Source organism: Amycolatopsis sp. NPDC005961, from assembly GCF_040629235.1.
Classification (GTDB): Bacteria; Actinomycetota; Actinomycetes; order Mycobacteriales; family Pseudonocardiaceae; genus Amycolatopsis; species Amycolatopsis camponoti.
This window is the reverse complement of the sequence record NZ_JBEXVF010000025.1, coordinates 56524-70075: the sequence shown is the minus strand read 5'-3', so window position 1 is coordinate 70075 and position 13552 is coordinate 56524. Positions and strand designations below refer to the sequence as shown.

At 72.9% G+C, this 13552-nt stretch carries 15 protein-coding genes; 7 read left to right on the top strand and 8 right to left on the bottom strand.

What is annotated here, in order from left to right:
* Window positions 1-78: 78 nt before the first annotated feature.
* The 3 genes from ABZ342_RS23220 to ABZ342_RS23210 all read left to right on the top strand — a co-directional run bounded on the left by ABZ342_RS23220 (window position 79) and on the right by ABZ342_RS23210 (window position 3217).
* Window positions 79-1101, top strand: a complete 1023-nt coding sequence (locus ABZ342_RS23220; protein ID WP_360476460.1) for a helix-turn-helix transcriptional regulator — start codon at window positions 79-81, stop codon at window positions 1099-1101.
* A 95-nt stretch (window positions 1102-1196) separates the two neighbouring features.
* Window positions 1197-2876 carry a hypothetical protein gene (locus ABZ342_RS23215; protein ID WP_360476457.1) on the top strand — a complete coding sequence of 560 codons (1680 nt, stop codon included), beginning with the start codon at window positions 1197-1199 and terminating at the stop codon, window positions 2874-2876.
* Window positions 2876-3217, top strand: a complete 342-nt coding sequence (locus ABZ342_RS23210) for a hypothetical protein (RefSeq protein ID WP_155549627.1) — start codon at window positions 2876-2878, stop codon at window positions 3215-3217. Before ABZ342_RS23215 ends, ABZ342_RS23210 begins: the two co-directional genes overlap by 1 nt.
* Here the strand turns inward: ABZ342_RS23210 and ABZ342_RS23205 are convergent.
* Window positions 3210-4046 (bottom strand): alpha/beta fold hydrolase, encoded by an 837-nt coding sequence (locus tag ABZ342_RS23205; RefSeq protein WP_360476454.1) that lies wholly within the window; start codon window positions 4044-4046, stop codon window positions 3210-3212. The two genes, ABZ342_RS23210 and ABZ342_RS23205, sit on opposite strands and share 8 nt — an antisense overlap.
* 73 nt (window positions 4047-4119) lie before the next feature.
* Here ABZ342_RS23205 and ABZ342_RS23200 point away from each other — a divergent pair, with 73 nt between their 5' ends.
* Window positions 4120-4899, top strand: coding sequence for an enoyl-CoA hydratase-related protein (locus ABZ342_RS23200; protein WP_360476451.1), 780 nt, complete (start codon window positions 4120-4122; stop codon window positions 4897-4899).
* A gap of 46 nt (window positions 4900-4945) precedes the next feature.
* Here the strand turns inward: ABZ342_RS23200 and ABZ342_RS23195 are convergent, their stop codons facing one another.
* From ABZ342_RS23195 to ABZ342_RS23180, 4 genes are all read right to left on the bottom strand, one after another.
* Window positions 4946-5509 carry a hypothetical protein gene (locus tag ABZ342_RS23195; RefSeq protein WP_360476448.1) on the bottom strand — a complete coding sequence of 188 codons (564 nt, stop codon included), beginning with the start codon at window positions 5507-5509 and terminating at the stop codon, window positions 4946-4948.
* 106 nt (window positions 5510-5615) lie between these two features.
* Window positions 5616-6425 carry a hypothetical protein gene (locus tag ABZ342_RS23190; protein WP_360476445.1) on the bottom strand — a complete coding sequence of 270 codons (810 nt, stop codon included), beginning with the start codon at window positions 6423-6425 and terminating at the stop codon, window positions 5616-5618.
* A 111-nt stretch (window positions 6426-6536) separates the two neighbouring features.
* On the bottom strand, window positions 6537-7316 hold the full coding sequence (locus ABZ342_RS23185; protein ID WP_155549632.1) for an aminotransferase class IV: 780 nt from the start codon (window positions 7314-7316) through the stop codon (window positions 6537-6539).
* The gene (locus ABZ342_RS23180; protein WP_155549633.1) at window positions 7316-8191 is read right to left on the bottom strand and encodes a peptidylprolyl isomerase; all 876 of its coding nucleotides are present in this window, start codon (window positions 8189-8191) and stop codon (window positions 7316-7318) included. Before ABZ342_RS23180 ends, ABZ342_RS23185 begins: the two co-directional genes overlap by 1 nt.
* Before the next feature lie 148 nt (window positions 8192-8339).
* On the opposite strand from ABZ342_RS23180, the gene ABZ342_RS23175 reads away from it, so the two are divergent.
* On the top strand, window positions 8340-8906 hold the full coding sequence (locus ABZ342_RS23175) for an MBL fold metallo-hydrolase (RefSeq protein ID WP_360476580.1): 567 nt from the start codon (window positions 8340-8342) through the stop codon (window positions 8904-8906).
* Between the two features lie 2 nt (window positions 8907-8908).
* Window positions 8909-9559, top strand: a complete 651-nt coding sequence (locus ABZ342_RS23170) for a hypothetical protein (RefSeq protein ID WP_360476441.1) — start codon at window positions 8909-8911, stop codon at window positions 9557-9559.
* Here the strand turns inward: ABZ342_RS23170 and ABZ342_RS23165 are convergent.
* The 3 genes from ABZ342_RS23165 to ABZ342_RS23155 form a co-directional block, all read right to left on the bottom strand.
* Window positions 9531-9776, bottom strand: coding sequence for a hypothetical protein (locus tag ABZ342_RS23165; RefSeq protein ID WP_155549635.1), 246 nt, complete (start codon window positions 9774-9776; stop codon window positions 9531-9533). The two genes, ABZ342_RS23170 and ABZ342_RS23165, sit on opposite strands and share 29 nt — an antisense overlap.
* 73 nt (window positions 9777-9849) lie before the next feature.
* Entirely contained in the window at window positions 9850-11451 is a 1602-nt protein-coding gene (locus ABZ342_RS23160; protein ID WP_360476438.1) for a YibE/F family protein, read from the bottom strand.
* Window positions 11452-11672: 221 nt separating this feature from the next.
* The gene (locus ABZ342_RS23155; RefSeq protein WP_155549637.1) at window positions 11673-12650 is read right to left on the bottom strand and encodes a GlxA family transcriptional regulator; all 978 of its coding nucleotides are present in this window, start codon (window positions 12648-12650) and stop codon (window positions 11673-11675) included.
* Between the two features lie 97 nt (window positions 12651-12747).
* Between ABZ342_RS23155 and ABZ342_RS23150 the strand changes: the two genes are divergently transcribed.
* A complete protein-coding gene (locus ABZ342_RS23150; protein ID WP_360476435.1) occupies window positions 12748-13452 on the top strand; it encodes a DJ-1/PfpI family protein in 705 nt (234 codons plus the stop codon).
* Window positions 13453-13552: the final 100 nt, after the last annotated feature.

Here is a 13552-nt window from a genome sequence, read left to right as displayed (position 1 = left end):
GCTAGGAACGCGCCGCGGGCCGGACCATCCCGGGAATGTGGGATACCCGGGACGCCGGGCGCGGCGCATACTGCGTCCATGTGGGAGGGCCGGGCGCAGGGCGTGCGGCGGGACATCGCCGCGCTCGCGACGGCGGGCCTCGGGGTCGCCGAGCTGCACGCCGCCGCCATCGAGCTGGTCGAGCGCGTGGTGCCGACGGAGCTGACGTGCTGGGCGTCGCTGGACCCGGACACCGCCGTGATCAGCTCGATGACCAGCGGGCGGGCCCGGATCCCGGGGGAGTACGAGCCGCTGCTGGCGACCTACGAGTACGACGGCGCCCAGCCCCACACGTTCGCCGAGCTGACCGCCCGGCCGGTGCCGGTGGCCCGGCTCTCGGACCTGCCACGCCGCGACGTCGAGCGCAGCGGGCGGCTCAACGAGGTCTGGCGGCCGCTGGGCCTGCGCCACGAGCTGCGCGTGGTGTTCCGGGTCGACGGGACGTCGTGGGGCGCGGCCGGCCTGGTGCGGCGCGGCGAGTTCGGCGACCGCGAGGTCGAGTTCCTGACGGCGATCGCACCGGCGGTGGCGGCGGCGACACGGGTGGCCGCGCGCACGCGGGACGCGGGGGAGCGGGCGGACCCGGCGATCGTGGTGGCCGGCCCGGACGGCGGGCAGCGGGCGGCCACCGGCGCGGCCGCGGCGTGGCGGTCCGAACTGGACGCGATCGCCCCCGGCCGGTTCGCGGTGCTGCTGCGCGCGGTGGTGACCGGCGCGCGGGCGGCCGCGACGGGAACCTTCCGCGCGCGGGTCCGCGACGCCCGCGGTGGCTGGATCGTGCTGCACGCGAGCCGGCTGGTCACCGGGTCCGCCGACGACGAGACGGTGGTGACGATCGGCCGCGCGTCGGGGGCCGAACTGCTGAGCGTGCGGCTCGCGGCCTACGGGCTGACCGCGCGCGAAAGCGACGTCTGCCGCGAGGTACTGGCGGGCCGGTCCACTTCGGACATCGCCGGCCGGCTCGGCATCTCGGCGCACACCGTGCAGGACCACCTCAAGGCCGTGTTCGGGAAGGTGGACGTCCGCAGCCGCGGGGAACTGACGGCGGAACTGCTGGCGTGACCGGTGCCCGAAATACCGTCCCCCGTCCCCAATGTGCATGCTACGGTCGGCAACTTGCTGAGTGGGTCTTTCCGGAGTTCCCCGAGGGAGCGAGCATGTCCCCAGGCTCGGCCGACGACACCACGCGCTACCTGTGCGCGGCCTCCTACCTCGATCCCCGCTTCGGCACGCGGGCGATCACCGAGTTCCTCGTCGAGCCGACCCGGCCGGTCCCGCCGTCGCCCGGCCTCGACGCGGGCCGCGTGCTCACCGAGGCGGTGCGGGCACGGGCGCGCCGGAAGAACTACGACGGCCTGCTGGTGCTGCTGATGGCCGTCGTCATCGGGCTGTCGTGGGACAACCCGCTGCTGTACGGCTGGATCGTGCTCTCGATCGTGCTCGTGATCGCCCGGTCGGGGAAGAACGTCCGGGTGACCGAGCGGCCGCTCAGCCCGAAGACGCTCGCACTGGTGGGCGGCGCCGTCGTGATCGTCTGGCTGCTGCTGACCTACTCCGGCGAAATCTTCGACTCCGGCCGGAGCTATTCGTCGCGCTACTACGACGACGTCCAGTTCGACGACTCCTCGGGCGGCGACACCGCCCGGTACGTCATCGGCATCGTGCTCGCCGTGGTCGTCCTGATGGTCGTGACCTTCGAACGCTGGTCGCTGTGGAACCTGCTGACGACGCGCTTCAAGCGCTTCGCCCCGCCCGCTCCCGACACCGGCACCCTCGCCGGGCTGTTCACCGAAGACTTCCGCGCGCAGCTCGGGCGCTACCGGCAGATCGACGAGTTCGCCGGTGCGCCGGGCGCGCCGCTGGTGGTGTACCGCGGCTACAAACCTTTCGTGGGCGCGGGTTTCCGGCGCGACGCCTGGTCCATGGCGATCCCGCTCGAGCGCGTCGAGGACGACGGGACCGATCCGGCGGACCGCCGCGAGCTCACCACCGAGACGTTGTACGAGGAGATCCGCGGGGCCATCGCGGACCTCCGCCGCTCGGCGCCGCTGTCGCCGGACCGCCGGCTGGGCGGGCTGACGGTGACGGAGGCGGTGTTCACCCCGGCCGCCGAGCTCGTCGACCACCTGGGGGAGAGCGAAGCCGCCGCCTACCTGCCGGACATCGAGTACCCGCCGCGCACCCGGCTGCCCGAGGCCGAAGTCGAGCGGATCCGGCGGGAACCGAAGGAATGGGCGCGCTACTACCTGTGCTTCCAGGTGGAGACCTGGGACCGGGAGCTGGTGCTCACGACGTTCCTGCACGTGGCGGTGGACGAGACGACGCTGTACGTCGAGTGGACGCCGTTCATGCTGCCGCCGATCCGCGCCGAGTACCGCGCGGTGGACAAGATGCGGCAGGAGTCGTTGCGCCCGTTCGGCCAGGGGCTGGCCGGCTGGCTGGAGCTGCCGGCGAGCCTGCCCGGCCGGATCGCGAACCTGGCGTCGTGGATCCGTCAGCCGAGGCGCGAAGCCGGCGTCCTCGACCCGGAGCGCTACGGCGCCGCCAGCACCTTGCGCGAGCTAGCGTCGGCGAACCTCTTCACCGACTACTTCCAGCTCGTCGACATCGAGCGGTACGAGAAGATCATCGGGAGCCGGCTCCTGCCGACGATCGGCAAGCTGCTCGGCGACGCCGGGTTCTCGACGGCGAACTTCGACGAGCAGGCGGCGGTCGTCGTCACCAACGACATCACCATCGGCGGCGACAACAGCGCCCCGATCACCCAGACCGGACAGCGCGGGCCGCGGCCCCGCCCGTCCAGGATGACCGGGCGGCAGACCGGAGCGGAGGCCTGATGGGACACCGGATCACGAACAAGGTCAGCATCGGCGGCGACAACTCGGGCCGGATCACCCAGACCGGCATCGAGGGGGGCGACGCCGACGCCACGGTCTCGTCGCTGCTGGAGCTGATCGAGCGGCTGACGACCGAGGTGCGCGGCAAGGACCTCGCGAAGCAGGAGGTGCTGGAGGACACCCTGACCGACCTGGCCGGCGACCTGCGCGCGGGCGACGCCGCGGAGCCGGCGGTGGTGCGCAGCCGCTGGGAGAAGGTCAAGGGCCTGCTGGGCGGGGCGGTGCAGTTCTCCGAGCTGGTCGCGAAGATCTCCGATCAGGTGCAGAAGATCTTCAGCTGAGGACCTTCCGCAGCACCGCGTCGACCTCGTCGGGCCGTTCCATCGACGGCAGGTGACCGGTGTCGGGCAGCTCGACGAGCTCCGCGTCCGGCAGCGACGCCGCGAGGTGGTGGGACAGCTCGACGAGACCGGGCGCGTCCGCCGTCCCGATCACCACCAGGGCGGGCGTGGTGATCTCGCCCAGCCGGTGCCGGGTGTCCGGGACCTTCTCCGTCCACTGTGGAGCCGTCCAGTCGCGCCGGTGGACCTGCTCGCACATTTCCCCGACCAGCGCGACCATTTCCGGCGGCAGCACCGAGACGTCCCGCTCCGGGCCGGCGACCAGGTAGCGGATGTTCGCGTCGGCCATCGCCCGTACGTCCGCCGGGTCGACCTCGGCTTCGCGGGCGGCGTACCGGGCGAGCCGCCCGGCGGGGAGCGCTTCCGCGGCCAGCCGCTCGATGTCCGCCAGCATGTGGTCCGGCCAGGTGTGCCCGGTCAGGCCCGAGCCGAGCAGCGCGAGCCGGGTGATCCGCTCCGGCGCGGCCAGGGCGGCGTCCAGCGCGCACGCCCCGCCCATCGACGCCCCGACCAGCGCGGCCCGCTCGATCCCCCGGGCATCGAGCAAGGCCAGCAGGTCCTCGTAATGGGCGTACTCGCCGGGGCCGTCGGCGGTTTCGCCGAAGCCGCGGCGGTCGTAGCGGATCACCCGGTGCGTGGCGGCGAGCGCGGTGAACTGGGCGCCCCACATCCGGCGGTCGCCGATCGCGGCGTGCAGCAGCACGACCGCGGGCCCCTCGCCCGCTTCGTCGTAGCCGAACGCCGTGCCGTCCACCTCGGTCGTCGCCACGGCCCCAAGCTAGCGACCCGACCGTGTCACACACCGCAGTTTTCGCTCAGGGCGAGCAGCTATCGTGCGGTTCATGACCGACGGATTCGACCTGACGCGCGACGGCGAAGTCGCCCTGCTCACGCTGACCCGCCCGGAGAAGATGAACGCGATCACCTACGGCATGTGGTCGGCGATCCCCGACGTGGTGGCCGAGGTGGAGGCCGACCCGGGGCTGAAGGTGCTCGTGATCGCGGGCGCGGGAAAGCACTTCTCGGCGGGCGCGGACATCAGCGAGTTCGGCGAGCTGCGGACGACGGCCGAGGGCGCGGCGAGCTACGACAAGGCGGTCGAAGGCGCGGTGGCGGCGCTGACCGCGATGCGCAAGCCGTCGGTGGCGATGATCCAGGGCAACTGCATCGGCGGCGGCTGCCAGGTGTCGGTCGCGTGCGACTTCCGCTTCGCGGCCGAGGGGTCCCGGTTCGGCATCACCCCGGCGAAGCTCGGCATCGTCTACCACTTCGACTCGACGCGCCAGCTGGTCTCGCTCGTCGGACCGGCGCACGCCAAGTACTTCCTGCTCTCGGGCGAGCTGATCACGGCGGACCGGGCCCGCGAAATCGGGCTGCTCAACGACGTCTTCCCGGCGTCGGATCTGGAGACCTCGACGCGGGAGTTCGTCTCGACGCTCTGCTCGCGCTCGCAGGCGTCGATCCGCGGGATGAACCGGATCATCGAGAAGATCGTGGCGGGGCAGGAATCCTCGGACGCCGAGGTCGAGGAGATCCGGTCCGCGGCACTGCACGGCGTGGACTACGCGGAGGGCGTCGCCGCGTTCCTCGAGCGGCGCCCGCCGCGCTTCACCCACCGCTGACCGGCCCGGACCGCGGCCGTCCACATCGGACTCGGCCGCCGGAGCCTCAGGCGTCCAGGTAGGCGCGGAAGTGCTCGGCGACCAAGTCGGTGACCCCGGCCGGGTCGAGCCGGCCGTCGATCTCGATGACGCGGATGCCGGCCTCCCGCGCCGAGCGCACGGCCTGCGCGGCGAGCATCCGGTCGCGCGTCAGGCGGGTGCGCTGCCGCGGGATCGTGGGCTCGTCCGGCCGGTGCCGCAGCTGGTGCTGGCGGAACAGCTCGGTCGGCACCAGCACGACCATCCGGCTCGGCGAGTCCACGAGCGGGGCGACCAGCTCCGGGCGCAGGCTCCGGCCCTCCGCGACGATCGGCCGCGGTGACTCCCACGCGCGCAGCTCGTCCAGCGCGGACTCGAACCGCCGCCGGAACTCGGCCAGCACCGCGGTCAGCTGGTCGCCGGCGGGGACGTCGTCGGCGGGGGCGGCGGCGGGCCGGGTCCGGTCGTCGTGGTGGTAGGCCGCCAGCCCGTGCCGCGCGGCCAGCAGCCGGGCGACGGTGGACTTGCCCGTCCACGGGGCCCCACCGATCCAGAGCGTCTTCCGCAGCGTCCCGAACGGATCCGAGGTCATCGTTCGACTATTGCGGCACCGGCGGGCCGAAGCCAGTGTTCCGGCACCGGTTGAGCCGTTCAGCGCAGAGTGACCCGGCACGCACGGGGGGCCACGAGCGGATCGGTCACGATCTGTCGCCTTCGTCGTCGACGACCAGGACGGTGGAGCCGTCGACGAAGCCCGGTTCCTTGTCGAAGCGGAACCGGAACTGCGCGCCCGGCCGGATCGCGGCGATCACCTGCGTGTCGGCGGTGTCGAGCACGATGATCGAGTGCTCGGCGGTGATCGGTTCCTGGCGCAGCAGCACCTCCGGCGTCGCGTCGGGACGGGGTTCGGGGACCACGACCGGGATCGGCAGGGTCCCGCTGACCGAGCCGGAGCCGTCGACGTCCTCGTGGTGCTCCGGCTCGAAGGGCGGCGGCGGGAGGAGCTGGGGACGGCGTCGCCACCAGAGCCCGGCGATCAGGCCGGTCAGCAGACCGCCGGTGCCGCTGACCGCCGAGGCGAGCCCGACGCCGAGCCCGGAGGACTCCTCGACGGGTTTCGCCTGCGGAACGACCGGGGGAGCGGCCGGCAGCGGGCCGAACTGCACGGCGGGGTCCCGGGCGTCCTCGGGCAGCTGCAGCACCTGGCCGGGCTCGATGGCGGTGGCGTCGGTGAACGGTGTCCCGTCCGGGCGCGGGCGGCCCTGGTTGAGCCGGAAGATCTCGGGGAACCGGTTTCCGTCGCCGAGGGCGCGCTCGGCGATCTTGAACAGCGTGATGTCGTCGGGGTTGTCGGCGTGCGGGACGATGTAGTACTTGACCGGAGGCGGCGGCGTGGCCTGCGCCAGCGCGGGCCCGCCCACGAGCACGGCGAAGAGGACACCGGCGGCGCCGGCCTGCCCGGTCCGCCCGAGGACGCGGCGCACCGCGGGAACCCGGTTTCCGGCCATGGCTCTCCCACCCTCTCCCCGGCGACCCCGGCGGGTCCCGGTGTTGCCCTTGACACGGGGCCGGAGCGGGCGCGGTTCAGATCTTGCGGTCGGGAGGGGGCGAGCCGTGGTTCAGATCTCGTCCCAGGGCACGGTTTCGTACGCCTTCGCGAGCAGCTCCACCGCGCGGTCCGCGGGCGGCAGCACGAGGTCGTCGACGGACGCCACCGCGCGTCCCGGCGTCTCGGAGTTCGTCACGAACATCGCGTCGAAGCCGCGGAGGTCGGCGGGCCGGACCTCGCGCGTCTCCTGCGGGACACCCAGGCGGCGCAAGGCTTCCTTCTGGACCAGCATCGTGATCCCCGGCAGCACCGCGGCTTCCGGCCAGACGACCGTGTCGCCGGCCAGGAACCCGGCATTCCAGACCGATGCTTCGCTGATCCGCCCCGCGGGGTCGACGAACAACGCGTCGTCGTAGCCGGCCAGCTCGGCCTGGCGGGCGTGGTAGATCAAGCCGAACGTGCCGAGGTGCTTCACCTGCGGCAGATCCCGTTGGTAGCGCACCGTCCCGAGGCGCAGCGGCGCCGGCTCGGGCGGGTGCGGCGGGAGCGTCCGGACCAGGATCTCCGGCGTCATCGGTTCGGCGAACGAGCGCGTGAGCACCAGGACCCGCACCGAAAGCTCGGGTTCACCGGCGATCGCCCGGCGGACGTAGGACCGCACCAGGTCGACGTCGAGATCGGTGCCGAACAGCAGGCGGGTGCTCGTGGCCAGCCGTTCGAGGTGGTACGCGAGCCCGCGGACCCGCCCGTCCCGGACCTGCATCGCGGTGAAGTGACCGTAGGAGGTCATTCCCGCGACGAAGGCGTCCGGGCCGAGCGGGTCCCCGTTCAGCTCGATGCGCCGCGTCACTACTGGACGGTGACGCCCGTGAACTTGACCTGCTTCGTCGGCGCCCCGGTGCCGTCCTGCGGGTTCGGGTTCGCGATGCCCGCCTTGGCGACCGCGTCGAGCACCTTCAGGCCCTCGTCGCCGATGGTGCCGAACACCGAGTAGTCGGGCGGGAGGCCCTCGGCGTTGCCGTAGACCATGAAGAACTGGCTGCCGCCGGAGTTCGGGGCGGACGTCTTCGCCATCGCGAGGATGCCGCGGCCGTACTTGATCTCCGGGAACGCCTCGTCCGGCATCGTGTAGCCGGGGCCGCCCTGACCGTCCTGGGTCGGGTCGCCGGTGGCCGACGGGTCACCGCACTGCAGCATCTGCAGGCCCTCGGTGCCCAGCCGGTGGCACATGGTGTCGTTGTAGAAGTTCTGCTTCGCGAGGCTGATGAAGCTCTGCACCGCGCAGGGCGCGAGCGCCCGGTCGAGCGTCAGCGGGATGTCGCCCGCCGTGCTCTTCAGCGTCACGTTCACCGTGCCGGTCGACGGGACGTTCTTGCCGTCGGGCAGGTTCACCTTCTTCGGCGCCTTGCCCGTCGTGTCGGCCTTGAAGTCGCACGTCGTCGGGTTCGGCAGCGCCGTGGTCCGCTTCGCCGCCGCGGTGCGCTGCGTCGGGATCTGGACCTCGGTGGGCGTCGGGGCGGCCGAGGAGGAGGACGCCGCGGCGTCGGTGGTGTCCGCGCCGTTGGAGCTGACGATCCAGACCACGATGCCGGCGATGACGAGCACCGACACGGCCGTCACGCCGATGCCGATCTGCTGACGCCGCTTCCGCTGCTCCTTACGGCGATCGAGCTGTCGCTCGAGTTTGCGCTTCGCAGCTTCGCGGCGCTGCTGGTTGGTCGCCACCCCGTACCCTCCCAGGTTTCCGCTCGTGTCACACGTCTGAGGTAGCGGCAGTGTATGGGCACAGCCTGTGAGGACCATGTACAGGGCCCGCTAGTCTCAACCCGATCGTGATCGGCGCCATCCGGCGCGGATGTCCGGGAGGCGTTCGGTGCTCGTCGTCGGGTTCGGCAGCGGCCCGCTGCAGGCCAACTGCTACCTGCTGGCGGAGGCCGCCGGCGGGCCGTGCGTGGTCGTGGATCCGGGGCCGGAGGTGGCCGCGCCGCTGACCGCCGCGCTCGCGGAGCACCGGCTGGTCCCGGCGGCGCTCGTGGCGACCCACGGCCACCCGGACCACGTCGCGTCGGCCGCGTCGCTGTCGGCCGAGCACGGCGTCCCGCTGCACCTGCACCCCGGCGACGCGGAGCTCCACGACGGTGACAGCGTGCCGCTCGAGGCCGGGATCTTCGCCGGGTTGGCCATCGACGTCCGGCACCTGCCGGGGCACACGCCCGGATCGGTGGTGCTGGGCCTGGGGACGGCCGAGGGCGGGCGGCTCGCGCTGACCGGCGACACGCTGTTCGCCGGCTCGGTCGGCCGCGGCGCCGACCCGGCGGCGGTGCGGACCCTGCTGGAGAGCCTGCCGGACGACACGGTGGTGCTGCCGGGCCACGGCCCGGCGACGACGATCGGGCGGGAACGCGCGGGCAACCCGTTCCTCGCCGGGACGGGGGCGTGAGCATGGCCGAGGAGACAGAGAAGTCGACGGAACGGGTGGCGCTGTTCGAGGAGGACCCGCGCGGACGTCGTCGCCGCGGGATCTCGGGGCTGATCGGCGTGGTGATCGTCGCCGCGGCGTTCGGCGGCGTCGCGGGCCTGATCGGCGGCACGGTGATCGGGCTGGTCGTCGCGCTGGTGATCGCGCTGCCGCTGCTGTACGTGATGGCCGTGAGCATCCGGCGCCGCGTGTGGCTGGAGGGCTCGACGCTGCTCGTGCGCACGTGGGGGCTGCGCCGGGTCGACCTGGTCACCGCCACGCGCCTCGACCTGGTCATCGGCGACGTCCGCGGCTCCCGGACGGTGAGCCTGCTGGTCAACGCCGGCCAGCGCGGCAAGGTCGCGAAGGTCGACCTCGCGGTGTTCTCCGGGACGGGCGGGCGCGAGCTGGGCATCCTGCAGCTGCGGAAGCTGGCGAACGCGCTGATGAACAACGTCGAGGCGAACGGCCTCGTGTTCGGGGAGCTGCTGGTCGCCGAGCTGAAGGCCGAGGCGCGCGGCTCCGGCGTGGCCGACCGGCCGCTCTACCGGCTGGCGTCGGTGGCGCCGTCGGGCAAGTACGTGCAGCGGTTCACGATGGAGGCCGTCAGCCGGTTCGTGGCGACTCTCGACTGAGCTCTTCGTCCGCTTCGCGCAGCTGCTCGAGCTGGTAGACGAGCTCCGGCACCTCCTGCGCGATGTACGCGGCGAGGCGCTCCACGTGGTGCAGGGTGGCCCGGACGTCCTCGAGGGCGGCCGCGATGCGCGGCAGCGACTCCACGGCCTGGACGGTGGCCGTGACGACCCGCAGCGCGCCGCGCACGAAGTATCGCGGACCGGCGAGCAGGAACATGGCGCCTCCCGGGGTCGGCTGCCGCCTTCCTACCGCGTTCCCGCCGGTCCGGCGCGGCCGGGGTGCGCCGGTGTTACGGGTGGGACGGAACGGCCTTCGTGGTGCTGCTGAGGTACCCGGCGGGCTCACGGGAGGCGATCAGCGCGGCCAGGACCGTCGTCACCGGGACGGCCGCCACGATGCCGACGCTGCCGGCGAGCGTCCGGATGATCTCCTGCGCGATCTCCTCGCTGCCGAGCAGCGAGCCCAGCCCGACGCCGGAGATGGACGAGTACAGCAGCACCGGCAGCGCGGCCCCGGCGTACGCCATGACGAGCGTGTTGACCGCCGAACCGACGTGGTCGCGGCCGATCCGCAGGCCCGAGCGGTACAGCTCCTGCCAGCTCAGGTCGGGGTTGGCGCGGCGCAGCTCCCAGACGGCGCTGGTCTGCGTGACGGTGACGTCGTCGAGCACGCCGAGCGCGCCGATGACGACGCCGGCGAGCAGCAGCCCGCGCGAGTCGATGCCGTGGCCCAGTGAGCCGATCAGGGTCGACGTGCTGTCGTCGAGCCCGGTCAGCGAAGCCGCGGCGGAGAAGATCGCCGACAGGACGCCGATGAGGGCGAGGCTGGCGAGCGTGCCGAGCACGGCCGCGGACGTTCTCGCCGTCAGCCCGTGGGTGAGGTAGAGCGCGATGAACATGATCGCGCCGGACCCGGCGATGGCCACGACCAGCGGGTTCTCGCCGGCGAGGATGGCCGGGAGGATGAACAGCGCGATCACCAGGAAGGACAGGCCGAGCGCGACGAGCGCGGCCAGGCCCTGCCAGCGGCCGAGCACCAGCACCGCGACCGCGAAGAGCGCGGCGAGCACGAGCAGCGGGGTGCCGCGCTGGAAGTCGACCAGCTGGAAGCTCGCGGGGTCGCCGGCGTTCCCGCCGTTGTAGGCGAGCACGACGGCGTCGCCCGCGCTGAACCGCGGCGTGCTGGGCTCGATCGGCACGGTCAGCTTGAGCTGCTTCCCGCTCGCCGGGCCGTCGGTCATGGTGAGGTCGGCGGTCAGGCAGGGTTTCGCGTTCGGGTCGGTCTGGTCGCCGACCTGGACCTGGCCCTGGGCGAGGCAGGGGCCGGTGTTCGTGGCGGTGATGTTCGCGGCCACGGGCGTCCCCTGCGGGACGACGCTGGTCGGGTCCGGCTTGCCCCAGGGGTACAGCACGATCATGCCGACGACGGTGGCCAGCGCGAGCGGGGCGAGCATCCAGATCAGGAGCAGCCGGACGCGTTTCGACGCCGGGGCGGCGGGACCGTGGCCATGTCCGTGCCCGTGCCCGTGGCCGGCTTCGGGCTCGGGTTTCTTCGCGGTGCGCGGCTTGGCCGGGACCGCCTGCGGGCCCGTGTCGCCGCGGCGGACGGCGCGTTGGGGGCCGGTGTCCGGCCGCCGGGCGGTGCGCTGCGGGCCGGTGTCGGTCCGCTTGTCCGCGCCGGGAACGCGGTGAGCGCCGGTGTTCGGAACCCGCTGCGGTCCGGTGTCGGCGCGGCGGCGGGCGCCTTCGGGCGGCGCCGGGCGGGCGGGCTTGCGGGGCGTTCCCGGCGTTCCCGGCTTTACGGACGCGCCACGGGCCGGCGAAGGGGACACCTCGTCCGTGATCCGGCGAATCGGGCCGGTTTCGTCGTCGTCCAGGTCGGGGCGGTCCACGCGCACATCCTGACAGCGGGATTCCCCGCCCCGCGCAAGGGGCCGCCGACGGCCCGGTTCGTCCCGATGCGCCGTGTCGTCCCGTCAATCACGCGTGTCGTCCCTCCAATCACGCGTGTCGACCGTTCAAGCACGCGAGCCGGCCGCGGCCCCGGCGTGATCCGGAGGTCGACACGCGTGATCGGGGAGTCGACACGCGTGATTGCGAGGTCGACACGGCGTCAGCCGTTGGCCTGGCGGACGTGGACGCGCCGGTAGGCCGACGGCGGGGTGTCGAAGTGGTCGAGGAAGGCCTGCCGCAGCGTCTCCGTCGAACCGAAGCCGCAACGGCGGGCGATGGTCGCCAGGGGGAGGTCGGAGCCGGACAGGAGCCGGGCCGCCTGCTCGGTGCGGATCGTGCGGACGTACTTGCCTGGCGTCGTGCCCAGGTGCGCGTCGAACAGGCGGGTCAGCTGACGGGTGCTGATGCCCGCCCGGAGCGCCAGGGCCGGCGTGCCGAGGTCCTCGTCGAGGTGCTCGGCGATGTACGCGGTGAGGTCGCGGACCTCGCGGTGCTCCGGTGGCGGGCCGGCCAGGAACAGGCTGACCTGGGCCTGGTTTCCCGGCCGCTGCAGGTACGTCACCAGGGAACGGGCCACCTCGCGGGCCAGCGTGGGGCCGTGGTCGGCCTCCACGAGCGCCATGGTCAGGTCGAGCCCGCTGGTCACCCCGGCGGCCGTGTAGACGTTGCCGTGCCGGATGTACAGCGGCACCGGATCCACCGTCACCGCCGGGTAGTTCTCGGCGAGCTGAGCCGCCCAGCGCCAGTGGGTCGTCGCGCGACGGCCGTTGAGCAGGCCCGCCGCGGCGAGCACCTCCGCGCCCGTGCAGACCGACGCCACCCGCCGGCTGGTCTGGGCCAGCCGCCGGATGTGGGCCAGCACGCGCTCGTCGGACGCCGCCGTCGTGCTGCCCCAGCCGCCCGCGACGACCAGCGTGTCGAGGTCGCCCGCCACCTGGTCGAGCCGCAGGTGGGGTTGCAGGATCAGGCCGGAGCAGGTGCGGACGGCCTGGCCGTCGATCGTGGCCAGCCGGATCTCGTACGGCGGGCGCGCGCCGTGGCGGTTCGCCGCGTCGAGGACGTCGGCCGGGCAGGCGACGTCCAGCAGCTCCACGTCGGGAAATCCGACGATGGTTACCCGTCTGGGTGAACCTGCCATGATCGCACGCTAGCAGCCGGACCGGCCTTCGGACGCGGTTCGCAGGATTTCGGACATCCGCGCCCGCCGCGTCGGCGACCCCGCCAGGGTGAGGGCCATGACCGCTGAGCAGAAGACCCTCGCTTTCGTCGTCTACCCGGGGCTGACTCCACTGGACCTGGTGGGCCCGCTCCAGGTGCTGAGCGCCCTCGCGCAGATGGATCGCGGCTACCGGACCGTCGTCGTGGGCGCCACGAAGGACACCATCGGCACCGACACGCCGCTGAGCGTCGCGCCGAGCCACACCTTCGACGAGGTGCCGTCGCCCTACGCCGTGCTGGTGCCCGGCGGCACCGTGCCGACCCTGAAGGCCATGTCGGACGAGCGCCTCCTCGCCTGGCTGCGCACCGCGGCCGCCGGCGCCGAGCTGGTGACGTCGGTCTGCACCGGCTCGATGATCCTCGGCGCGGCCGGGCTCCTGGACGGCAAGCGGGCGACGACGCACTGGATGTTCCGCGACCTGCTGACCGGGCTGGGCGCGACACCGGTCGCCGAACGCTGGGTCGAGGACGGCCGGGTGATCACCGCGGCGGGCGTCTCGGCCGGGATCGACCTGGCGCTGCACCTGGTGGAGCGGCTGGCCGGGCGGCAGATCGCGACGAACGTCCAGTTCGCCATCGAGTACGACCCGGAACCGCCGCAGGGCGAACTGGACTGGGCGAACCAGCCCTACGGCGACCTCAAGCCGCTGCGCGAGCACACGCTGCGGGCCGGGCTGGGGGACAACCCGGAACTCCTGGGCAAGCTGCTCGCGCACACCTGAACCAACGTCGTCGGCCATCCGGGTGAACGAGGGAAATGCCAGACCCCGGGCGGCTAGATTCACCCCGCTCGATCAGGTGATCTCGCGGGTGAGGTGTAGC

What these genes read in the sequence shown, in the direction of transcription:
- ABZ342_RS23155 (WP_155549637.1), bottom strand. Translation starts at nt 12,650, where the DNA reads ATGGCAGGTTCACCCAGACGGGTAACCATCGTCGGATTTCCCGACGTG.
- ABZ342_RS23215 (WP_360476457.1), top strand. Translation starts at nt 1,197, where the DNA reads ATGTCCCCAGGCTCGGCCGACGACACCACGCGCTACCTGTGCGCGGCC.
- ABZ342_RS23170 (WP_360476441.1), top strand. Translation starts at nt 8,909, where the DNA reads ATGGCCGAGGAGACAGAGAAGTCGACGGAACGGGTGGCGCTGTTCGAG.
- ABZ342_RS23190 (WP_360476445.1), bottom strand. Translation starts at nt 6,425, where the DNA reads ATGGCCGGAAACCGGGTTCCCGCGGTGCGCCGCGTCCTCGGGCGGACC.
- ABZ342_RS23200 (WP_360476451.1), top strand. Translation starts at nt 4,120, where the DNA reads ATGACCGACGGATTCGACCTGACGCGCGACGGCGAAGTCGCCCTGCTC.
- ABZ342_RS23210 (WP_155549627.1), top strand. Translation starts at nt 2,876, where the DNA reads ATGGGACACCGGATCACGAACAAGGTCAGCATCGGCGGCGACAACTCG.
- ABZ342_RS23150 (WP_360476435.1), top strand. Translation starts at nt 12,748, where the DNA reads ATGACCGCTGAGCAGAAGACCCTCGCTTTCGTCGTCTACCCGGGGCTG.
- ABZ342_RS23220 (WP_360476460.1), top strand. Translation starts at nt 79, where the DNA reads ATGTGGGAGGGCCGGGCGCAGGGCGTGCGGCGGGACATCGCCGCGCTC.
- ABZ342_RS23195 (WP_360476448.1), bottom strand. Translation starts at nt 5,509, where the DNA reads ATGACCTCGGATCCGTTCGGGACGCTGCGGAAGACGCTCTGGATCGGT.
- ABZ342_RS23165 (WP_155549635.1), bottom strand. Translation starts at nt 9,776, where the DNA reads ATGTTCCTGCTCGCCGGTCCGCGATACTTCGTGCGCGGCGCGCTGCGG.